Below are 18,657 nucleotides of genomic sequence, written 5' to 3'. Positions count from 1 at the left end.
CGGTCAGGGGGTCGGGACGGGGACCTGCTCGGGGACAGGGGCGGGCACGGGCGGCGGCGTGGCGGTCTGTCGGCGGATTTCCTCGGTGAGGGCGTCCAGCGGATCGACCGCGGCCAGCTCCTTCCACCGCTGGATGTCCTGCTCGGTGATCCCGGGGACCTTCTCCCAGAGCGCCTCAGCCGGGACCTTGAGCATCTGGGTCATCTTGCCCAGGGCGTCCACGGTGGCGGCCAGGTTGGTGCCGTCAGCATCGCGCCAGCGGACCTGTGCATCCTCGGAGGGCTCGGGGTCGCCGTTGGCGCGTGCGGCGAGGCGGAAGACCTGCTCCCAGCTCTCGCCGAAGATGGTCTCCAGCTCGGAGCGCTTGCGCCGCGTGCTGTGCTGCATGTTCAGAAGGGCCTCGCCGGACACGTTGACCAGGTCGCCCATCATGACGTTGGGGGACATCTGGCCGATGGCCGCAAGGGTCTTCACGGCGGCCTCGTAGGCGGTGTGGTGCCCGGAGAGTTCGGTCTGTGCGAAGTCGCCGAACTTGGCCTCGGGGGAGTCGCTGATCCATAGCCGGTTCACGGCGGCGTCGAAGGTCTCGACCGGCTGCCCGAACGTCGGGGAGTCGGGGTCCTCGTCCACCGGGATGGCAAGGCCGGTCGCCCACCGCTGCCGGAAGGAGGCGTACTGGATGGCGATGAGCGTGGCGAAGCTCACCTCGTTTACACGGTCCTGGAGGGGGATCAGCGGCGCGATGAGGCCCTTGGCCTGCCCGTCCAGGCGGTCGCGGAAGCGGACCCACGGGACATGTCCCAGGCCGTGCGACTCGTTGCTGACCAGGCGGTAGCGGCCCTCGCCAGAGCGCTCGAAGGTGGCGACCTCGTCGCCCTGGTAGACCTCGAAGAGGCGGCCCTTGCCGTCCTTCGTCTTGCCGAGACGGCGGACGGCCAGCTCGGGCCACTCGTCGTCATCGTCCAGATACCAGGCCATGGACCGGAGCGGGGAGAGGGGCTTGATGACCGGGCCGTTGTCGCCGGGGAGCACCAGGACGTAGCTCGCGCCGTGCTCCAGTGCGCCGCGGATGGCGATGGACTGGCGGGCGTCCAGGCCGTTGCGCTGCCAGTGCTTCCAGGCCTTCTCGTCCTGGTCGTTCCGGGGCGTCCGGTAGCCCTCCACGAACAGGTCTCGAGCGAAGGTCTCGGAGACCAGGGGGAGCCAGTTGGTGACGGCGCGCTTGGCGAGGTGGCGGAACTCGGCCTTGGCCCCGCGGGGCATGTAGGCGTCGTCGTGGTCGCCTTCCAGGTAGCGCTTGACGCGGCCCAGGCGGTCGCCGGGGCGAAGGTCGCGATGGAGCTTGTTGTCCAGCTCCTCAGCGAGCTTGGTGGTGATGGCCATGCAGCCGCCTTTCAGGAGGGACAGGGAAGCCCTCGCTGTCACATGGCCTCTGGGAGGGCTTACGGGTATGGCAGCGAGGGCGTCAGGTGAGCGGGGAGGCTAGAAGCCGATGAGCGTTCCGACGCGCTTACGGCGGCGGTTGAGGATGCCGTCCGCGAGGACGCGGGAGCGGGCCAGACGGGCGAGCACGAGGGCAGCGAGGGCGTCCACCTTCTTGGGCGACTCGCGGGTCTCCTTGCCGAAGTAGACGCCCCACCGGTTGATGCGGCGGCGTCCGTTCAGGACATGGCGGGTGAGGATTTCGTGCCCCTGGAGACCGGCGCTGGATCCCGCGAGAAGCTCGTGGGCGGTCCAGGGCAGCTCATGGTCGGTGATGGAGCGGTGCAGCGCCTCTACGGCGCGCGTGGTGTCCATCTGGTGGCCTCGCATGTCCCAGCCGATGGCGTGGCGCGTGGTGGCCTTGACCAGGAGGCGCTCGGCGTACTCGTCGCGCCAGGCGTCCACGTCTGTCTCCCAGTAGGCAACGTCGCTGAACATGGCGACGACATCCAGGTGGGAGAAGGCGAAGGCGACGGCCTCTCGGACGTCCTCCTTGGGGACTGCCCAGCCGACGCCGGTTGGCCCCTCGGGCTTCTCCCAGATGGCCAGGAGGAAGGGCGCGCCGTCGGATACGCGGACGGCCACAAGGGCCGTGGAGTCGTCGGTCAGCGAGCCGTCGAAGCCCAGGGTGACCGTGTCGCCGGACTGATAGCCGGTCGGCTTGTTCGGGTCCCCGAGCTTGAGCTGCGGCGTGGTGTCGCTGCGGTTGGCGTGCCACTCATCCGGGGCAATCCAGGAGTCTGCGGCGGCGACGATTTGGTTGAGGTAGAAGCGGCGGGCCTCTTCCGGGGGCGTGTCGGGATCGTAGACCTCCGCCAGGATGCGGTCCAGGTCCACCCAGACGGCATCCCCGTAGGCGCACCGGAGGCCGTGGAGGACGGCGTCCTGGTCTGCCAGGTCGATGTCTCCGGGAGCCTCGCGGGAGTCGTACATGATGCCGTTGTCTCCGGCGACCGTGCGGCCCTCTCGGATCGCGAGCCAGGCGAGATAGGAGCGTTCGGCGACGGAGTCCTGCCCCGGCGCGTGTGCGTTCGTCGTCTCGATGGCGCGCCCGTTCACCTTCGCGAGGTTGCGCCGGAGGACGCGGGCGAGCTTGGCCCCTCCGTTGGACTCGGTCCAATGGTGGGTCTCGTCCATGATCGTGAACGTGGGGCGCGCGCCCTCCTGGGTGGCGGCGTTGGCCGTGACGGGCACGATCTTGCCGCCCGTCGGCAGGAGGATGCGGGTCATGCCGATGGAGTGCTCGTCCAGACCGAAGTCCTCGAAGAAGTCCGTACCCTCCGCCATGGCGCGGATGGCGGCCATGGTGTTCTCGGTCTGGGTGGCCGAGACGCCCGCGATCACAATCCACGGCATCGGGTGGGGGACCGCGACGGGGCGACCGAAGGCGTCCCAGCCGCCGAAGCGCACGGGGCCGGTCAGCTCGGTGAGCGCGAGCGCGCCGAGGAACGGGCTCTTGCCCCATCCCTTGGCACGCCGGAGGATGGCGCGCCGGTGGATGAAGCGGCCCTCCTTGTCGATGGCGTAGAACCACATCACGAAGTTGAGTTGCTCGATGGTGAGCTGGAAGGGCTCGCCCGCGGCGTCGCCGTCGGGCTGGAGCAGGTAGCGCTCGATGTGCTCGACCACGGCCACACCGAGGGTCGGGATGGCGGGGGAGCCGTCGGCCTTGAAGGGGAACTCCTCGACCGACGTAACGGCGGGGCTTCTGGGGTCCATGGAGGTCCTCTCGTCGTTGAGAGGGCCGGGGTCAGAAGGGTGGCGTGTCCTCTACAGGAGCAGGGGCGGGCGCGGCAGGGCGGCGCATGCGGTCAGCCAGGCCGCCAGCGGCGGAGATTGGCGTGACCGGGGCGAGCGGCTCGACCGGGGAGGGCTGCACGATGGTGAGCTTGGCGCGGAGGCGGTCCACGACGGTCGCGCCGAGACGCTCCTCGATCAGGCGAAGCTCGGAGATGGCGGCGGCGGAGGCGCGGACGGCGGTCATCGTGTCCTCCTGGAGGCGCACGGCGCGCTTGAGCGTCTGCCAGTCGGTGGGCTGGAAGATCGACGCCTGCGGCGCCCGTCGCCAGGTCTCCCACCACTCGACGGTCGCGGGGTGCGGCGTGGGGATGATGTCGAAGGGGAACGCAGGGCCGCGAAGCTCCCCGTCATCGATCAGGGCGACGCTGCCACCCTGGCGGCGCTTGGTGTCTCGCTCGCGCTGGTGGGCGATCTGAGGGACAGGTCCGGGCATGGCAGCACCTCCTTGGGCGTGTAAACAGGGACTAGCGCCGGGAGGCGATCCAGTCCAGGACGGGCGTATCGTTCTTGCTCAGGTTGCACTCGGCGCACGCCGGGACAAGGTTGTGGGGGTCGTCGGCACCGCCCAGGGCACGGGGGATGACGTGGTCAACGTGCTCCCAGGGGTGGTCACAGTAGATGCATGCCCACAGCTCGCGCTCCTCCCAGGATGGGAGGGCGGCGCGGATCAGGCGGGCGGTGTTGCCGCGCTTGGCGTCACAGGGCTTGCACGTGTGGCGTAGGCCGTCCGGCTCCATGGCGCGGTCGCCGAAGTCGGAGAGCGGCAGACGCGCCTTGCACTCCTGGCAGCGCTTGAGGTTGTCTGGGCGGAGCCGCGCGCGGGCGGCGAGGATGGCGGCCTCGGAGCGTGCGGAGTTGGTCGCACGGGTGGCGGCGTTGTGCGCATTGTGCAGCTCGCGGTTCACGCTGTTCCAGCTCGTCCCGGCTGCGGCCCGTCTGCGCTGGTACTCGCGCATGTATGCCGTTTGAGCGGCGCGGCAAAGGGCGCACCGGCAGCCGTGGCGGTACGTGCCGCGTAGCCCATGGGTACGCTCAGCCATAGGGAGTCCTTTAGGGAGTGGGTAGTTGTTCTGGGGAAGCTCACAGCGTGTAAACCCTGGGACTTGCGCGCACCGCGAGAAGCTATGGCGCTCCGGGGGCCTGAGTGGGGGCGGGGAGGGAGTCACCCCCCCGGGGCGGTAGTTGTCAAGCCGACACGCCGATAACTTTTCTGCGCCGGAACACGCCGGGGAGCCGTGGCCGAACTACCGTCGAAATGCGGGATGCGGCTCGGGCTCGCGAGCTTGCTTGAGCTTTGGGCGCTGCGCTTCGTGGCCCTCGGCGCTGGACTTCTGGGCGTGGTGCCAGCGGCACAGCGATTGCAGGTTGTCCTCGTCGTGGTTGCTGCCGCGCTCGATGTGGTCAACCTGGTTTGCAGGATGTCCGCACAGGCGGCCCTGGCTGTCGCGCGCCTGGCATCTGTAGCCATCACGGCGAAGCACGCGGATGCGCCGGGTCTGCCAGTCGTAGGGCAGCTCCTCCTTGCGGGTGCTCGTGTCCCAGGCCATGGCATCTCCTCGTGGGTACGACAAAGCCCCCATGCCCGGGTGGTGAGCGCGGGATGGGGGCGGCCCTCGTGGAGATGGGGGTGGCTCTCGAACACGAGGGGTGGGGTGGAAGTTGGAGGCCCCGGCCCTGGGAGCTGATGACTCGACCGGGGGCGGGGCCTATTGGCAACGGGGGCGCTCTGCCATGCTGAGCTACCTCTCGGCGCTTGGGTCCGAGAGGGCCGGATTTGAACCGGCGACCTCCCCCTACGTGCATCTGCCAGGACTTGAACCTGGGACCTTCCGCTTAAGAGGCGGCAGCTCTAACCGACTGAGCTACAGATGCAGATGCCGCGAGGGGAGGCCGGTGAAGGACCGCAAGTCTCGCGGCGTGGCTGGCCAGGCTGGGATCGAACCAACGCGCGCCCGATTAACAATCGGGTGCTCTGCCTGCTGAGCTACTGGCCAAAGGTGCGGGAGAAGGTCCCGCGCTGGGCCGCTATCCGTATCAGCGCGCCCAGTCGGCGGGATCGAAGGATTTCTCCCTCACATATAAGTGGGCCTGGCTGCCCAGAGCGCTCAGAGGATGACGACGCGGACCCAGCCATCGCGATCCATGGCGAGCCTGTAGGCGATCACCACGGCGACGCCGTCGGAGTCCACCGCGAAGAGACGGAACGTCGGGGCCATCACGCGCCGCCTTCCCGGGTCTCGGGAAGCGCCGCGAGGTCGGCCAGCTCGGCCTCCAGCTCCTCCGGAGAGGGCAGCACCGGGAGAAGCGCCGCGACGGCCACGAGCTGGCGACCGATGGCCCCGACGGCGGCGTGGACGCTCAGGCCCTCGCCACGGGCGGCGTTCAGGGAGCGCGCCGTGACGATGCGGGCGAAGTAGTCCGCGGGCGTCTCCTTGGTCGGGTCGCACGGGTCGCTCTGCATGGCAGACAGCGCCTTGTCCAGCGGGCTGGAGGCGAGGGAGCCAGGCTGCGGCGGTTCGGGGCGCTCGGCCAGTGCGCTCACGCGGTGACCGCCTCGATGATGTTCTCCGGCTGGCCCTCGAAGAACCGGGCCGCCTCGTAGATGGTCGGCTCGCCCGCGCGCTGGCGGGTAGTGACGTAGTGCGTCGTGGAGACCTTCACGCGGCGGTCGCGGCCGCTGCGGTCGTTGCGGAGGAAAGCCTGGCCCAGCGGGAAGTCCTTGAAGACGTCCAGCGCAGTGCGCGGCGGCGCGGCGACCGGCTCCAGGCGGTCGATGAGCTGGCGGGCCTGCTCAGCGGTGAGGAAGACCCCGCTGGTGCTGGTGACCAGGAAGGCGGCCCCGTTGTCGGGCTCGGTGGCGCGCTCGATGCGGAGCGTGTCTCCGTCCTTGTCGGTCAGGATCAGGCGGTTGAGGCGGTCGGTCATGGTGTTTCCTCTCGTTGGTGTCGAGGAGGAGTGCGCCTGGGGCCGGTGGGCTGCCCAGAAACGGCGAAAGGCCCCCAGCGCCGGAGATGGAGCTGGGGGCCTCGGGGGAGTCGCTACTTGCCCAGGTCGGCGCGGACGGTCATCCTGGTGACGCCCGCGTGCTGGGCTATGGCGACCTCGGACAGCCCCGCGGAGGCTGCCTTGTTGATGGCGACGCGCTGAGCGACGCGAGCCTGCCGGAGTGCGGCCTTGAGCTTGGCCACGGTCTCGCCGGTGGACTCCAGCTCGGCGATGGCCTCGGCGACTGCGTCGGTCATGCGCTGGCCTCCTGGACCTTGCGCCCGTCCTTGAAGCCGTCGCTGTAGCCCATCCGGTAGGCGGCCTCGATAGCGTCGGCCATGTCATCCAGAAGCGATGCCGACACCTCCACGCTTTCCTCGTGGCGCTCGGCCCCCTCGCCCTCCATGAAGTAGAGGGCGTAGATGGTGTCGCCGTTCTGCGGGTTGTCGCGCCACCGATCGGCGAAGGCTCGGGCGCGAGCGGCGAGGTCCTGGGGGCTGGTCATGTCTACCACCATACAGGTCAGCCCTTCACGCACAGGATGGTCTGGAGTCGCGCCACCGGCTGGACTAGGTCCTTCTGGGCGGCGATGACGGAGTCCAGGTCCTTGTAGGCCAGCGAAATCTCGTCCACCACGCCCTCGTCGGTGCGCGCCTCGATGCCCTGCATGGTGCGGGCCACGTCGGCGGCGGTATACGTCTTCCGGGCCTTGGTCCGGGACATCTTCCGTCCAGCCCCGTGGGAGGCGCTGTAGAAGCTCTGCGGGTTGCCCAGGCCGCGGACGATGTAGGAGCCGGTGGCCATGCTGCCCGGGATCAGCGCCAGCTCGCCGGAGCGCGCGGAGATGGCCCCCTTACGGGTCACGATCATGGGCTTGCCGTCGATGACCTCCTCAGAGACGTAGTTGTGGTGGCAGTTGATTTCGTCGGCGAACGAGACGCCCGCCTTGCCGTCCAGCCCGATGGCCCGCTCGAAGTGGTCGCTCAGCTCACGCTTGACCAGGGCCATCATGATCGTGCGCGAGTGCATGGCGTACTCCTGCGCCCAGCGGAGGTCATGCAGGTAGGCGTCCATCTCCGGCGTGCCCTTGTAGAACAGGGACAGCTCGCGGAGGTGGTCGGGAAGGTCGGCGTTCGCCGGGAGGCTGCGGGCCACCTCCATGTGGCGCTGGGCGAGCTGGTTTCCGATGCCACGGCTGCCGGAGTGCAGCGTGATCCAGATGGCGTCCTCGTCGTCCTTGGTCAGCTCGATGAAGTGGTTCCCGTTGCCCAGGGTGCCCAGGGAGGCGGCGGCGCGGCCCTCCATCTCGGAGACCGGCGCGTGCAGGTCCTTGAAGCGGCCCATGAGGCCGTAGGCCGCCGTGGCGAAGCGGGTGGGCAGGTTCTCGCGGGAGTCGCGCTGAGGGCTGTGCGCCGCGAAGCCGACGGGCACGACGGCCTCGAAGCGCGAGCGGAGCTTGGCCAGGTCGGTGGCGGTCAGGTCCTCCAGGTGCAGCGAGGTCTTGACGGCGTTTACACCGCATCCGATGTCCACGCCGACGGCAGCGGGGGCGAGGGCCTGCTCCATGGCGATGACGGAGCCGACGGTGGCCCCCTTGCCGAAGTGGACATCGGGCATCACTCGGAGCCCGTGGAGGCCCGGGAGCTGCGAGACGTCGCGGAGCTGCTGGAGCGCGGCGTGCTCGATGGTGGACTCATCGGCCCAGGCGAGCACGGGCGCGGCGGTGGAGGAGAGGGTGACGGGGAAATTGGTCATGCGGGGGTCCTTTCGGTGGTGGGAGATGCGCACAGGTGGCAAGCGGGGCGTCCGGTGGTGGCTTGCTCCAGGCGGCAGGCCAGGCACTCGCTCATGCCTTGGCCCAGCCGTCCAGGATCGAGATGATGGCCTCCTGCGGTGCGGGGGCAAGGCCCCAGGCGTCTACGCCGACGTGGATACCGCGGGAGGGGCGCAGGGCGCGCTCCCAGGCCTCGTCTACGTGCTCACGCTCGGGCTGGTGGGTGTGGCCGTGGAGGAGCGGGAGGCCCAGGTCCGGGAGCCGCCACTGGTCATGACGGCTCGCCTCGGCCCCGCCGCGGTGCGGCCCCTCGCCGTAGGAGGCGTAGGGGAAGTGCGACAGGGCCACCTCGTGGCCGCCGATGCGACGCCGGAGGAAGGGCGCGACGGTGTCGAAGACCTCCAGGTAGGCGGGCATCCAGCGGGCGAAGCTGCGCCGGTGCATCGGGTGGACCGGGTCGTGGTTGCCCGCGATCAGGTGCTTGCGGCCCGGGAGAAGACGGAGGAGGTCTAGGGCTGCCTCCACGCGGGCCGTGGCGCTCGTGCCGGTCACGTCGCCCAGGACATAGACGGTGTCCTGGGGCTGGACGGTGAGCCGCCAGCGCATGGCCAGCGCGGCGTCGTGGCCGTGGGTCTCCTCGAAGCCGCGGAGGCGGGCGACCTTGTCGTGGCCCAGGTGGAGGTCGGAGGTGTAGAAGGTCTGGGGCTGGCGGCGGGTCATGCGATAGCCCTTCGGAGGTAGCGCGCGGCGGACTGATGGCTGGCGGCGAGCGAGTGGGCACCGTAGGTGGTGTAGGCCCGGGCGAGCTGCTCGTGCTCTGTCGCGAGCTGGTCCACCTGTGCGAGCTTGGCCAGCGCCGCGTCCCGCTCCTCGCGGAGGGTGTCGCGCTCGACCAGGACGGGCAGGAGGACGGCTCGGAGGCCAGCCTTCACGCGGGACCCGGCGCGGCCCTGGGCGTCGGCCTGGTGCCAGGTCTCGCGGAAGGTCTCGACGGCGGCGGCGAGCTGCTGGCCGCGGGCGCGCTGTGCGGCGACCTTGGCGGCATGCTCGTAGGGGTAGATGTTGGTGCTCATGCGATGGCCTCTCGGAGTTGGGTGGTGATACGGACAAGGAAGCCCGCGGCGGAGTATGCGCCCTGTTCGCGGTAGCGGTCCCGCTGGAGGCCCCAGCGCTCGGCGAGCTGCTCGACGGCGGAGAGCTGGGCGGCCAGTGCGTCGCGCTCGGCGGTCAGCGCCTCCCAGCGGGCGTCCTCCAGCGGGTCGGCGGTGCTGGGGGTCAGGCGGGCTAGGAGGTCGTCGGCCAGCTCGTCGCGGTGCCTCTGCACGCGGGCCTCGTAGTGGTAGACACGTCGGGCGGCTTTCTCCGGGTCGTGCTTCCAGCGCATCTCCCGGCTGTGCCCTCGGCTCATGTCGCGGACGTACCCGGCTCGGCAGCGCTCCAGTCGCTCCTGATCCCAGCGGAGATAGTGGAGGAGCTGCTCCCGACGGGGCAGGTCGCCGAACGTGAGGACGGCGGGGCGGGCAGGAGCGGCGGTGGTCATGCTGCGGTCCTTTCGGAGAAGACCTGGCGGGCGGTGGCGAGGGCCTGGCCCTGCGCGTTCATGCCGTCGCCGAAGTGCAGGCGGAAGAGGGATCCGGGCTCCATCGGGTCGCGGAGCGCCGGACGCGGGGCGAAGGCGACGCGCGAGCGCGGCTCCTCCAGGCGGTCGTCGTCGGCGTCGCGGTGGAGCGGCACGGGGACGGTGGAAGTGTGGGTCGGGAAGGGGATGAGATTGTACACGAAAGGCTCCTTGCGTGGGGTGGGCAGAGTTCAGCGCGACGTCGCGAGATTGGACGGACCGCCGCCGTAGATCACCTGAAAGTGCGCCCCCACTTCCTTGGCTGCCCGCCGCGCTGCGGCTCGGCGCTCCCAGTCGCGGAAGGCAGCCTCGGCGTGGGCCAGGGCGCGGGATGCGGCGTTGAAGTCGGCGCGTGCCTGCCGGAGTGCCTCGGGGGAGGAGGCGCTCCTGGCGCGCTTGAGGTCGCGGGCAGCGCGCCCCTTGGCGTCGTAGGCGCGGTCCATGTTCGCCCGTGCGGCTTCCAGGGTTGCCGTGGCGAAGCGGAGCGCCTCCAGGCGGCCCAGGCCGTAGCGATGGCCGTTCGTGGCCGTGAAGTAGACGACGCCGTTGGCGACCCAGCGGGAGTCTCGGCGTGTGACCTCGGCCACCGTGACGGCCTCGGAGCCGTTCACATAGATGGTCATGCCGGTGGCGAGGTCATAGGCGAGGGTGGGCGCTGCGGAGGTCATGTATAGAAGGATACATCCGGAAGGATCCTTACGCAACTCGGGTGGGCCGAAGCCCCCACATCATGAAATCGGCGTGGGGGCCTCGGGGCGTGCGAGGGACTCGAAGTTGAGCACCTCGCGTGAGATGTCCAGCGCGGGCGACTCTCCTCCGGAGCCGATCAAGCCGCCTCCCGGGAGGCGCATAGCGTAGTCCGTGAGGATGGCGTGGGTATAGGTGATGCCCTCGACTCCGCCGCCTACGTCGGTCAGATGCTCCAGCACGGCGGCCACGGCCTGGTCCAGCTTGGTGAGGAGCGGGGTCAGCACGTAGTTGCTCGGGCCGTGGGTGTGCAAGGGCAGATCCCGGGTCCGGAGGTGGTAGACGTGGTCCCTGGCCGCGTCCTCAACCTGCATGTTGGGCATTACGGGTGCGGCGGGTGTGAGAGGCGGACAACCGCACAAGAAGGTGCTGGGGAGCAGATGGTGGGGGGCCTTTTGGGCATGCTGAGTAGTCCTCCGGTACTGGGGTCGGGTAGGTGTGGGGATATGACGAAGTGACGGATGTTTCGTCATATCTCTATCCAGCCTTGAGAGAGAGAGACCCTAGAAGCCGGATAGGGAAATGACGAAACTTCCGTCACTTCGCCACGCTGGCCCATGCTATCGCTCGGAAGGAGCCTTTCGGACGTGACCGGATCGTTATGGGCATCACCACCGGCGCAATCCGGCGTCGCTAGGCCCACTCCTCAGCGGGCCGCGGAGGTCGCCGTGGTCGCCAGCGGCGTTTACACCATGGTGTAGAGGTCCTCGTCATCGCCCATGGAGCGGTCTCGGACGACGTGCTCCACGAGGGAGATGCGCGTCTCGATGGCGTCGCGGCCCTTGCGCACGCGCACCGCGGCGTAGTGCTGGTGGAGTAGCTCGCGCTGGTAGGGCATGTCGCCGGTGGATGCCGCCAGCTCCCACTCCTGCGCGTGGGTGCGCCCTGTGCGCGTGTGTACGGTCTCGGTCGGGGGTGGGCTGTCCAGAAGCCCATCGCGCCGTGCCTGGAGGGCCTGGAGGGCCGTGAAGCGCTCGGGGGTGGCGTCCTCGGCCAGGAGCGCCGTAGCCTCCCGGATCGCTGCCAGCACGTCGGCCAGGGCAGCCTCGTGGGCGGCCAGTGCGTCGGTCTTGGTGGTCTCCGCCAACACCTCCAGGTCGCCGAACTCCGCCAGGTGGTGGGCGATGACGAACGCCTCAAGGAGGTCAGCGCCCACGGTGGCCTTCTCGCGGCACAGGGACGTGTTGGCGTTGCAGCGGTAGTCCGTGCGGGGCGTCTGTCCGTCCCTCGTGCGCCGGGTGATGGCGTAGAGCGTGTGACCGCACGATGCGCACACGGCGAGGCCGGAGAGCAGGCGGGTGGCCTTCTGGCGCTGCTGGAGGCGCGGGCGGTACTTCCCGCGGTCGTCGGGGTTGTTGACGTGGGCGCGGACGGCTTCCAGCTCGGCGGGGGTGAGGATGGCGGGCCACCACTGGCGAGGTGCTCCCGTCTCGTCGCGCATGGTGCGAAGCGCGGTCTTCTTCTCCCGCATCATGCCGCTGTCGTCTCGGGTCCGGGATACGACCCACTCGTGGCGTCGGCCTAGGAGCGTGTCGCCGGTCATGATGGTCTGGATGCTCTGGGTGTGCCAGTAGCCGCGGTCCTCGGTGTCCAGGTCGGCGGGGATAGGCCGCCCCGCGATGGTCAGTGTCTCCGCGCGCCGAAAGCCAGAGGTTGCCGTGGGGATGCCCCGGTCCGTCAGCTCCATTGCCAGGCGGCTGGGTAGCTCGCCGTCGGCCAGGCGGCGGGCCAGCTCCCGGACCACCTCCGCCTCCCGCTCGCGGACCACCAGGGTGCGCTTGCTCGGGTTCTCAGGGTGGGCTACGGCGGCGTAGCCGAACGGGACGCGACCGCCTGCCCAGTACCCTGCCTCCTTGAGGTAGCGCTGCGAGGAGGCTACGCGCGCGATGGTGTTGCGCCGTTCCTTCTCGGCGGTGTCCAGGGAGAACGCCAGGCGAAGTTTCCAGTAGTCGGGGTCCGCGCCGGAGTCGATGGACTCGCGCGCCGCGACGAAGCGCCCACCGCTGGCATCCACGGCGGCGATGATGGGACCCGCCTCCCCGATGCCCATCCGCGACCACCTGTCTACGGCGTAGACGGCTAGGATGTCTACTTCCCCTCCGTGGAGCATGGCGAGGGCGTGCTGCGCCTTCTCGCGCTGCTTGCCGCCACTCTTCCCGTCGTCGGTCAGGGTCAGGACCACGTCCCAGTCCTCACGTTCGGCGAGCGCCAGAAGCTCCTCGTTTTGCCGGACGATGGAGGTGGAAGCCTCGGTTTTCCGGGACAGGCGGAGGTAGAGCACAGCCCGGGGGCGAGTGGTCGGCGGTGTGTGCATACCGTTCAGGTTAGCGGACGCCGTGGTGGTGCGCAGCGAGACGCACGCACTGCTCATCGACACCGGGCCCGATCCCGAGCCGCTGCGGCGCTGCCTCTCCGATCTCGGCGTGGGACGGCTGGACGCGCTCGTGCTCACGCACTTCGACCACGATCATGCGGGCGCCTCCGACGTGCTCGTGGGCCGCGCCGATGTCGTGCTGCACGGACCGGTCGACACGGCCGCGCACCGGGCGCAGCTCGAGCGTCTCCGGCGCGGGGGAGCGCGGCTCGTGCAGGCATCGGCCGGGATGACCGGGCGGCTGGGCGCGGCGGACTGGCGGGTGCTGTGGCCCCGCCGGGACGACAGGGTGTTCCCGCCGGGGAACGATGCGGGGGTGATCCTCGAGGTCGCCGGGGGAGGAGTCCCGCGGTCGCTGTTCCTCGCCGACCTCTCCGCCCTCTCGCAGGGCATGCTGAGGCGGATCGCGCATCCTCGGCATGCGACCGTCGTGAAGGTCGCGCACCACGGCAGCGCGGATCAGGATCCGCAGCTCTACGCGGATCTGGATCCTGCGCTCGCGCTGATCTCCGTCAGTGCGGGAAACGACTACGGTCACCCGCGGGCCGTCACCATCGACATGCTGCGCGCGTTGCGCGCGCCGATCCTGCGCACGGACGAGCGGGGCACGATCCTCGTCTCCCAGGGCGGGGAGGGGCTGCGCGTGTGGAGCGAACGGCCGGCGCCGGTCGAGGGGCCGAGAGCGACGCCGCCGTCGACGGCCAGGGCGCCGTGAACGTCCGTCGCCGCCGGTACGCTGGGAGAATGTCCGCACCGCGTTCGTCCTCCTCCGCCCGACGCGGGGGCAAGGCGACGAACATCCCGCAGGTGTCCTGGCGCGAGCCTCGTCCTGCCCCGATCGTGCTCGTCTCCGGGCCCGAGGAGATCTGCGCCGAGCGGGCGATCGCGGGGGTCCGCGCGTACCTGCGGGCCGAGGATCCGGCGCTCGAGGTCAGCGATCTGCGTGCCGACGACTACGAATCGGGGAGCCTGCTGGGCCTCGCATCCCCGTCGCTCTTCGGAGAGCCGCGCCTGCTGCGGGTGTCGGGGGTGGAACGCTGCAGCGATGCGTTCCTCGCCGAGGCGGTGTCCTACCTCGAGCATCCTCAGGAGGGGGCGACGGTCGTGCTCCGCCACACCGGTGCGACCGTGCGCGGCAAGAAGCTGCTCGACGCGATCCGCGCCGGCACGGGCGGCGGGATCGAGATCGCCTGCCCCGCCATCAAGCGCGACGACGAGAAGGCCGACTTCGCGGCCGGGGAGTTCCGCGCGGCAGGCCGGCGCATCGCACCGCAGGCGCTGCGGGCGCTGGTCTCGGCCTTTTCCGACGACGTCACGGAGCTCGCCGCCGCCTGTCAGCAGCTCATCACCGACGTGCAGGGCGACGTCACCCCTGAGCTCGTCGAGCGCTACTACGGCGGGCGGGTCGAGGTCTCGGCCTTCGTCGTCGCCGACACAGCCATCGCCGGCCGCCTCGGCGAGGCGCTGGTGGCACTCCGGCACGCGCTGGCGTCGGGAGCGGATCCGGTGCCGATGGTGGCGGCGTTCGCCATGAAGCTGCGGTCGATGGCGCGCGTCGCCGGGTCGCGGGAGTCGAACGCGGCCCTCGCCGCGCGCCTCGGCATGAAGGACTGGCAGGTCGACCGGGCGCGCCGTGATCTCAGCGGGTGGAACGAGCGCACGCTCGGTCTCGCCATCCAGGCGACCGCGCGCGCCGACGCCGACGTCAAGGGGGCGGCGCGCGACCCGATCTTCGCGCTGGAGCGCATGATCACCGTGATCGCCACGCGGGCGCCCTACGGCGAGACCGCGCGCTGACGCGGATCCGCACGGTCCTGGATCCGCATGTGCGTCGCGGGCCCGGCAACTTTGCAGGACGTCTGCCATTCCGCAGGATGATTCCGACTGCTCCGTCCTTCGGAGTCGTCATCATCCTGCGGAGTTGCGGGGCGGGACGCTCCGGCGACCAAGACCGCGGGAGACGACGAAGGCCCGCTCCCAGCGGGAACGGGCCTTCGTCAGGATCGGGTCCGGCTCAGAGAGCGGCGACCTGCTTCGCGATCGACGACTTGCGGTTCGCGGCCTGGTTGGAGTGGATGACACCCTTGCTGACGGCCTTGTCGAGCTTCTTGGTCGCCGTCTTCAGGGCGGCCTCGGCGGCGGCCTTGTCGCCACCGGCGATCGCCTTGCGGGTGTTGCGGACGGCGGTCTTCAGCTCGCTCTTGACGGCCTTGTTGCGCTCGTGCGCCTTCTCGTTGGTCTTGTTGCGCTTGATCTGCGACTTGATGTTCGCCACGGATGGAACCTTCGTTCGAGTGATGGATGGTCGTGCCGGCCTGGCGGTAGAGGGGCGCCTCCGGCAGCGTGCAGGGGTGGGACCTGACACGCAAGCCAATCACCGATCTTATCAGGGATCCGCACCGGCGCCGAACCGACGCATCGGGTGCGGGATCGCGCGGATCGGGGCGCGTCGCGCGCGTGAGGCGGCGAGGGCATGGTGCATGCTGGCGGAGGACCCGAAGGAGTCGTCCATGCCCGCACCCGCTGCCTCCGGCATGCCCCCGCTCGATCGTGCGCTGCTGCGCCGTCTGGAGTTCTCGGCCGCGACTGCGGCCTTCCAGATCGAAGGGGCGAGAACCGAGGACGGACGATCGCGATCGATCTGGGACGACTTCGTCGACATCCCGGGGCGGATCCGCGACGGCAGCACGGCGGATCCCGGTCCCGACAGCTACCACCGGGTCGCGGAGGATGTGGCCTTGCTCGCGCACCTCGGCGTGGACCAGTACCGGTTCTCCCTCTCCTGGGTGCGGGTGCTGCCGGAGGGGCGCCCCAACCCGCAGGGCCTCGCGTACTACGACCGCCTCGTCGACCGCCTCCTCGACGCCGGGATCACGCCGACGCCCACGCTCTATCACTGGGACCTGCCGTCCCGCCTGGAGGCCCAGGGCGGGTGGCTGAACCGCAGCACGGCCGAACGCTTCGCGCAGTACGTCGAGGTGGTGGCCGACACCCTCGGCGACCGCGTGCGGCAGTGGTACACGATCAACGAACCCGTCTCGACCACGCTGCAGGGCTATGCGATCGGCGAGCTCGCGCCAGGACGGACCCTGCTCTTCGACGCCCTCCCGACCGTGCATCATCAGCTGCTCGCGCACGGATACGCCGTGCGGATCCTCCGCGGCCGCGGCGCCACGACGGTCGGCATCGTCAACAACCACACGCAGGTGCTCCCCGCCTCCGGTTCGGACGCGGATCTGCAGGCGGCGCACCTCTACGACCTGCTGCACAACCGCATGTACGCGGATCCGGTGCTGCTCGGCCGGTACCCCGACCTGGATCCGAGCATCCCGGCCCTTCCGGTGCAGGACGGCGACCTCGCCCTCATCAGCGCTCCCTGCGACGTCTACGGAGTCAACTACTACAACCCGACGACCGTCGCCGCCGCGGACGGTCCCGTGCCCTTCGAGGTGGTCCCGACGCCCGGAGCGCCGGTGACCGGGTTCGGGCCGCTGTGGCCGATCGTTCCGGAGGCGCTCACCGCCTTCCTCGTCGACGCGAAGCAGCGCTACGGTGCGGCGCTGCCGCCCGTGGTCATCGCCGAGAACGGGGCGTCGTTCCCCGAGCCCGACCACGTCGCCGGTCCGCTCCACGACGGCGACCGGATCGCGTACCTGCACGGGCACCTGGCGGCCGTCCTCGACGCCGTGCGCGCCGGGGTGAGGGTCGACGCGTACACGGTGTGGTCGCTGCTGGACAACTTCGAGTGGGCGGACGGCTACACCCAGCGGTTCGGTCTCGTCCACGTCGACATGGCGACGGGGCAGCGCACCCCGAAGGCCTCCTACGCCTGGTATCGCGCGCTCATCGAGGAGGCACGATCGTGAACGGACGGCACGCGGACACGACGGCGAAGCGGGTCGGTCCGCTCTGGATGACACTGTTCACCCTCGCCTGGCTGGCGATCTGGACCGTCCAGCTCACGCCGATCCAGCTGCTGCTGCCGTTGCAGCTGGACACGAACAGCCAGGGGCACGACTGGATCGCCGGTGTCGTCTGGGCCGGCATCGTGCTCTCGGTGGGCGGGCTGGTCGGCATCATCGCGGGTCCCGTGTCGGGCCGCTGGTCCGACCGCACCCGCTCGCGCTGGGGACGCCGGCGCCCCTGGGCGATCGGCGGATCCCTGCTCGCCGCCGTGGGCCTCGTGCTCACCGGTCTCGCCACGGGACCGGTCGCCGTCGGCGGGGCCTGGATCGTCGTCTCGGTGGGCGTCTCGGTCGCGATGGCGGCGCTCACGGCGATGATCGCGGATCAGCTGACGGTCCAGCGCGGCTCGGCCTCGGCCGCCGCGAGCTCGGCGCAGGCCGTCGGGATCGTCGTCGGCGTGGGCGCCGTGGTGCTCCTGGGACTGGAGATCTGGCCCGCGTATCTGCTGCTGGCGGCGATCATCGCGGTGGTCGGCGTCGGCACCGCCGTGCTGCTGCCGGACGCCCCCGCGCACGAGTTCGCGGCGCCTGCCCGGCGTTCGGCCTCCCGCCGCGCCTCCTGGCGGGACCGGGACTTCCTCTGGCTGCTGGTCAGCCGGCTCGTCGTCAACGTCGGCAACGCGTTCGGCACCTCGCTGCTGCTGTTCTTCCTGCTGTACGGCGTGCAGGTCCCCTCCGCGGAGGCGCAGGACGACCTGCTGCTGCTCATCGTCATCTACACGGTGTTCGTGGTGATCGCCTCGATCGTCGCCGGCATGCTGTCCGACCGCGCCGCCGCGAATCCGCTGCGCCGCCGGCGCACGCTCACCGCCGTGTCCGCCGTGGTGCAGGCGATCTCCGGCGTCGTGATCCTCGTCAGCCCGTCGCTCGTGATGACCTCCGTCGCGGCGGCGATCATGGGCGCCGGCTATGGCGCCTACATGGCCGTGAGCCTCGCCTTCGCGACCGATCTGCTGACGGATCCGGACGACCACGCCCGCGACCTCGGACTCGTCAACGTGTCGGCGCAGCTCGGGCAGCTCCTCGGCCCGCTCCTCGGCGCCGGCCTCGTCGCCCTCGTCGGCGGATTCTGGCTGCTGTTCGGTGCGGCGGCGGTGCTGTCGCTCGTGGGCGCCGTGATGACCTATGCGGTCAGGACGACGTCTCCAGCGTCGTCAGCGCCAGTTCCAGCACCGCGTTGAACACGCGCGGGCGCATCGCCGTGACGAGATGGGTGGTCCGCGGCACGATGATGAACTCCGCGTCGGGGGCGAGCCTGCGGTAGAGGGTTTCGTGGGTGCGGAGCTGGTCGAACTGACCGTTCACGAACCAGGTCGGCACCCGGATCCGGGGCACAGCGGAGACCAGGTCCAGCGCCGCCAGCGCGCGCAGCGCCTCGTCCTGGGCATCCATCGCGAAACCGCCGGCGCCGAAGTCGTCCCGCGTCGAGGCGGGGAGGGTCGCATCCAGCACCTGGCGGCTCAGCCACATCCCGCGATCGGGCATCGCGTTGAGCGCGCCGGCCAGCACCCGGTACGCGGCGAGTCCGGCGCCGCGGGGCAGCGCGGTGCACGACGCGGCGACGAGACCGGCGATCGGGGGCGGCGCCTCCGCCCCGGCGTACGCGGTGCAGAGCAGCCCGCCCATCGAGTGGCCCACCAGGAGCACCCGGCCCTCGGCTCCGCGCACCGCCTCGTCGACGGTGCGCAGCGCCTCCGCGAGCGTGAAGCGCTCGTCCATGCGCGTGCCGTGCCCGGGCAGATCCACGGCGACGAACGCGGTGCCGCGCTCCGCGAGGTACTGCTCCTGTGCGCGCCACATGGTCGCCGACGTGCGGATCCCGTGCACGAAGACCACGGACGCCGGCGGGGCTTCGGCGAGGCGGGACATGGGCGCCAGTCTAGGCGGCGCTGAGGGGAGTGGTCCCCGCCCG

23 protein-coding genes and 2 tRNA genes are annotated in these 18,657 nt (G+C 70.4%); 4 read left to right on the top strand and 21 right to left on the bottom strand.

The annotated features are described in order from the left end of the window. Nucleotides 1-3 precede the first annotated feature (3 nt). From WFJ01_RS05485 to WFJ01_RS05395, 19 genes are all read right to left on the bottom strand, one after another. Nucleotides 4-1,383 (bottom strand): phage portal protein, encoded by a 1,380-nt coding sequence (locus WFJ01_RS05485; protein ID WP_336628434.1) that lies wholly within the window; start codon nucleotides 1,381-1,383, stop codon nucleotides 4-6. Between the two features lie 99 nt (nucleotides 1,384-1,482). Beyond that, nucleotides 1,483-3,201: a hypothetical protein gene (locus WFJ01_RS05480; protein ID WP_336628433.1), complete on the bottom strand. Its 1,719-nt coding sequence runs from the start codon at nucleotides 3,199-3,201 to the stop codon at nucleotides 1,483-1,485. Nucleotides 3,202-3,232: 31 nt separating this feature from the next. After that, the gene (locus WFJ01_RS05475; protein WP_336628432.1) at nucleotides 3,233-3,715 is read right to left on the bottom strand and encodes a phage terminase small subunit; all 483 of its coding nucleotides are present in this window, start codon (nucleotides 3,713-3,715) and stop codon (nucleotides 3,233-3,235) included. Nucleotides 3,716-3,746: 31 nt separating this feature from the next. After that, nucleotides 3,747-4,238: an HNH endonuclease gene (locus tag WFJ01_RS05470; RefSeq protein ID WP_336628431.1), complete on the bottom strand. Its 492-nt coding sequence runs from the start codon at nucleotides 4,236-4,238 to the stop codon at nucleotides 3,747-3,749. Nucleotides 4,239-4,526: 288 nt separating this feature from the next. Beyond that, a complete protein-coding gene (locus WFJ01_RS05465; protein ID WP_336628430.1) occupies nucleotides 4,527-4,829 on the bottom strand; it encodes an HNH endonuclease in 303 nt (100 codons plus the stop codon). 251 nt (nucleotides 4,830-5,080) lie between these two features. Then, a tRNA-Lys gene (locus WFJ01_RS05460) sits at nucleotides 5,081-5,154 on the bottom strand. A gap of 46 nt (nucleotides 5,155-5,200) precedes the next feature. Then, a tRNA-Asn gene (locus tag WFJ01_RS05455) sits at nucleotides 5,201-5,276 on the bottom strand. Between the two features lie 221 nt (nucleotides 5,277-5,497). Continuing rightward, complete coding sequence (locus tag WFJ01_RS05450; RefSeq protein WP_336628429.1) at nucleotides 5,498-5,824, bottom strand: hypothetical protein; 327 nt, start codon at nucleotides 5,822-5,824, stop codon at nucleotides 5,498-5,500. After that, nucleotides 5,821-6,207 (bottom strand): hypothetical protein, encoded by a 387-nt coding sequence (locus WFJ01_RS05445; protein ID WP_336628428.1) that lies wholly within the window; start codon nucleotides 6,205-6,207, stop codon nucleotides 5,821-5,823. Before WFJ01_RS05445 ends, WFJ01_RS05450 begins: the two co-directional genes overlap by 4 nt. Before the next feature lie 113 nt (nucleotides 6,208-6,320). Continuing rightward, nucleotides 6,321-6,524, bottom strand: coding sequence for a hypothetical protein (locus WFJ01_RS05440; RefSeq protein WP_336628427.1), 204 nt, complete (start codon nucleotides 6,522-6,524; stop codon nucleotides 6,321-6,323). After that, on the bottom strand, nucleotides 6,521-6,772 hold the full coding sequence (locus WFJ01_RS05435) for a hypothetical protein (RefSeq protein ID WP_336628426.1): 252 nt from the start codon (nucleotides 6,770-6,772) through the stop codon (nucleotides 6,521-6,523). Before WFJ01_RS05435 ends, WFJ01_RS05440 begins: the two co-directional genes overlap by 4 nt. A gap of 17 nt (nucleotides 6,773-6,789) precedes the next feature. Beyond that, nucleotides 6,790-8,022 (bottom strand): RtcB family protein, encoded by a 1,233-nt coding sequence (locus WFJ01_RS05430; RefSeq protein WP_336628425.1) that lies wholly within the window; start codon nucleotides 8,020-8,022, stop codon nucleotides 6,790-6,792. A gap of 91 nt (nucleotides 8,023-8,113) precedes the next feature. Further along, complete coding sequence (locus WFJ01_RS05425; protein WP_336628424.1) at nucleotides 8,114-8,761, bottom strand: metallophosphoesterase; 648 nt, start codon at nucleotides 8,759-8,761, stop codon at nucleotides 8,114-8,116. Beyond that, on the bottom strand, nucleotides 8,758-9,114 hold the full coding sequence (locus tag WFJ01_RS05420) for a hypothetical protein (protein ID WP_336628423.1): 357 nt from the start codon (nucleotides 9,112-9,114) through the stop codon (nucleotides 8,758-8,760). Before WFJ01_RS05420 ends, WFJ01_RS05425 begins: the two co-directional genes overlap by 4 nt. After that, nucleotides 9,111-9,581 (bottom strand): hypothetical protein, encoded by a 471-nt coding sequence (locus WFJ01_RS05415; RefSeq protein WP_336628422.1) that lies wholly within the window; start codon nucleotides 9,579-9,581, stop codon nucleotides 9,111-9,113. The genes WFJ01_RS05420 and WFJ01_RS05415 overlap by 4 nt, the downstream gene beginning before the upstream one ends. Next, nucleotides 9,578-9,820: a hypothetical protein gene (locus WFJ01_RS05410; protein WP_336628421.1), complete on the bottom strand. Its 243-nt coding sequence runs from the start codon at nucleotides 9,818-9,820 to the stop codon at nucleotides 9,578-9,580. Before WFJ01_RS05410 ends, WFJ01_RS05415 begins: the two co-directional genes overlap by 4 nt. 30 nt (nucleotides 9,821-9,850) lie before the next feature. Further along, the gene (locus WFJ01_RS05405) at nucleotides 9,851-10,327 is read right to left on the bottom strand and encodes a hypothetical protein (RefSeq protein ID WP_336628420.1); all 477 of its coding nucleotides are present in this window, start codon (nucleotides 10,325-10,327) and stop codon (nucleotides 9,851-9,853) included. A 60-nt stretch (nucleotides 10,328-10,387) separates the two neighbouring features. Further along, nucleotides 10,388-10,720, bottom strand: coding sequence for a hypothetical protein (locus WFJ01_RS05400; protein ID WP_336628419.1), 333 nt, complete (start codon nucleotides 10,718-10,720; stop codon nucleotides 10,388-10,390). 371 nt (nucleotides 10,721-11,091) lie between these two features. Continuing rightward, entirely contained in the window at nucleotides 11,092-12,720 is a 1,629-nt protein-coding gene (locus WFJ01_RS05395; RefSeq protein WP_336628418.1) for a recombinase family protein, read from the bottom strand. Between WFJ01_RS05395 and WFJ01_RS05390 the strand changes: the two genes are divergently transcribed. Both WFJ01_RS05390 and holA read left to right on the top strand, forming a co-directional pair. Then, the gene (locus WFJ01_RS05390) at nucleotides 12,701-13,495 is read left to right on the top strand and encodes a ComEC/Rec2 family competence protein (protein ID WP_442928020.1); all 795 of its coding nucleotides are present in this window, start codon (nucleotides 12,701-12,703) and stop codon (nucleotides 13,493-13,495) included. The two genes, WFJ01_RS05395 and WFJ01_RS05390, sit on opposite strands and share 20 nt — an antisense overlap. A 29-nt stretch (nucleotides 13,496-13,524) precedes the next feature. After that, on the top strand, nucleotides 13,525-14,577 hold the full coding sequence (gene holA / locus WFJ01_RS05385; RefSeq protein ID WP_336628416.1) for a DNA polymerase III subunit delta: 1,053 nt from the start codon (nucleotides 13,525-13,527) through the stop codon (nucleotides 14,575-14,577). Between the two features lie 217 nt (nucleotides 14,578-14,794). On the opposite strand, the gene rpsT is transcribed toward holA, so the two are convergent. Beyond that, a complete protein-coding gene (rpsT, locus tag WFJ01_RS05380; protein ID WP_251441545.1) occupies nucleotides 14,795-15,055 on the bottom strand; it encodes a 30S ribosomal protein S20 in 261 nt (86 codons plus the stop codon). A gap of 235 nt (nucleotides 15,056-15,290) precedes the next feature. On the opposite strand from rpsT, the gene WFJ01_RS05375 reads away from it, so the two are divergent. Further along, nucleotides 15,291-16,646, top strand: coding sequence for a GH1 family beta-glucosidase (locus WFJ01_RS05375; RefSeq protein WP_336628415.1), 1,356 nt, complete (start codon nucleotides 15,291-15,293; stop codon nucleotides 16,644-16,646). Further along, a complete protein-coding gene (locus tag WFJ01_RS05370) occupies nucleotides 16,643-17,926 on the top strand; it encodes an MFS transporter (protein WP_336628414.1) in 1,284 nt (427 codons plus the stop codon). The genes WFJ01_RS05375 and WFJ01_RS05370 overlap by 4 nt, the downstream gene beginning before the upstream one ends. Here the strand turns inward: WFJ01_RS05370 and WFJ01_RS05365 are convergent. Then, nucleotides 17,877-18,614 (bottom strand): alpha/beta fold hydrolase, encoded by a 738-nt coding sequence (locus tag WFJ01_RS05365; RefSeq protein ID WP_336628413.1) that lies wholly within the window; start codon nucleotides 18,612-18,614, stop codon nucleotides 17,877-17,879. The genes WFJ01_RS05370 and WFJ01_RS05365 overlap by 50 nt on opposite strands. Between the last annotated feature and the right edge of the window lie 43 nt (nucleotides 18,615-18,657).

The sequence above is a fragment of the Microbacterium sp. MMO-35 genome, from assembly GCF_037147555.1.
Taxonomy (GTDB): Bacteria; Actinomycetota; Actinomycetes; order Actinomycetales; family Microbacteriaceae; genus Microbacterium.
The sequence above is the reverse complement of the archived record's forward strand: the minus strand, read 5'-3'. Positions and strand labels throughout refer to the sequence as shown.

Bases quoted from the DNA above. Each gene is read 5' to 3' on its own strand.
- WFJ01_RS05485 (WP_336628434.1), bottom strand. From the start codon at position 1,383: ATGGCCATCACCACCAAGCTCGCTGAGGAGCTGGACAACAAGCTCCAT.
- WFJ01_RS05480 (WP_336628433.1), bottom strand. From the start codon at position 3,201: ATGGACCCCAGAAGCCCCGCCGTTACGTCGGTCGAGGAGTTCCCCTTC.
- WFJ01_RS05475 (WP_336628432.1), bottom strand. From the start codon at position 3,715: ATGCCCGGACCTGTCCCTCAGATCGCCCACCAGCGCGAGCGAGACACC.
- WFJ01_RS05470 (WP_336628431.1), bottom strand. From the start codon at position 4,238: ATGCGCGAGTACCAGCGCAGACGGGCCGCAGCCGGGACGAGCTGGAAC.
- WFJ01_RS05465 (WP_336628430.1), bottom strand. From the start codon at position 4,829: ATGGCCTGGGACACGAGCACCCGCAAGGAGGAGCTGCCCTACGACTGG.
- WFJ01_RS05445 (WP_336628428.1), bottom strand. From the start codon at position 6,207: ATGACCGACCGCCTCAACCGCCTGATCCTGACCGACAAGGACGGAGAC.
- WFJ01_RS05440 (WP_336628427.1), bottom strand. From the start codon at position 6,524: ATGACCGACGCAGTCGCCGAGGCCATCGCCGAGCTGGAGTCCACCGGC.
- WFJ01_RS05435 (WP_336628426.1), bottom strand. From the start codon at position 6,772: ATGACCAGCCCCCAGGACCTCGCCGCTCGCGCCCGAGCCTTCGCCGAT.
- WFJ01_RS05430 (WP_336628425.1), bottom strand. From the start codon at position 8,022: ATGACCAATTTCCCCGTCACCCTCTCCTCCACCGCCGCGCCCGTGCTC.
- WFJ01_RS05425 (WP_336628424.1), bottom strand. From the start codon at position 8,761: ATGACCCGCCGCCAGCCCCAGACCTTCTACACCTCCGACCTCCACCTG.
- WFJ01_RS05420 (WP_336628423.1), bottom strand. From the start codon at position 9,114: ATGAGCACCAACATCTACCCCTACGAGCATGCCGCCAAGGTCGCCGCA.
- WFJ01_RS05415 (WP_336628422.1), bottom strand. From the start codon at position 9,581: ATGACCACCGCCGCTCCTGCCCGCCCCGCCGTCCTCACGTTCGGCGAC.
- WFJ01_RS05405 (WP_336628420.1), bottom strand. From the start codon at position 10,327: ATGACCTCCGCAGCGCCCACCCTCGCCTATGACCTCGCCACCGGCATG.
- WFJ01_RS05400 (WP_336628419.1), bottom strand. From the start codon at position 10,720: ATGCAGGTTGAGGACGCGGCCAGGGACCACGTCTACCACCTCCGGACC.
- WFJ01_RS05395 (WP_336628418.1), bottom strand. From the start codon at position 12,720: ATGCACACACCGCCGACCACTCGCCCCCGGGCTGTGCTCTACCTCCGC.
- holA (WP_336628416.1), top strand. From the start codon at position 13,525: ATGTCCGCACCGCGTTCGTCCTCCTCCGCCCGACGCGGGGGCAAGGCG.
- WFJ01_RS05375 (WP_336628415.1), top strand. From the start codon at position 15,291: ATGCCCGCACCCGCTGCCTCCGGCATGCCCCCGCTCGATCGTGCGCTG.
- WFJ01_RS05365 (WP_336628413.1), bottom strand. From the start codon at position 18,614: ATGTCCCGCCTCGCCGAAGCCCCGCCGGCGTCCGTGGTCTTCGTGCAC.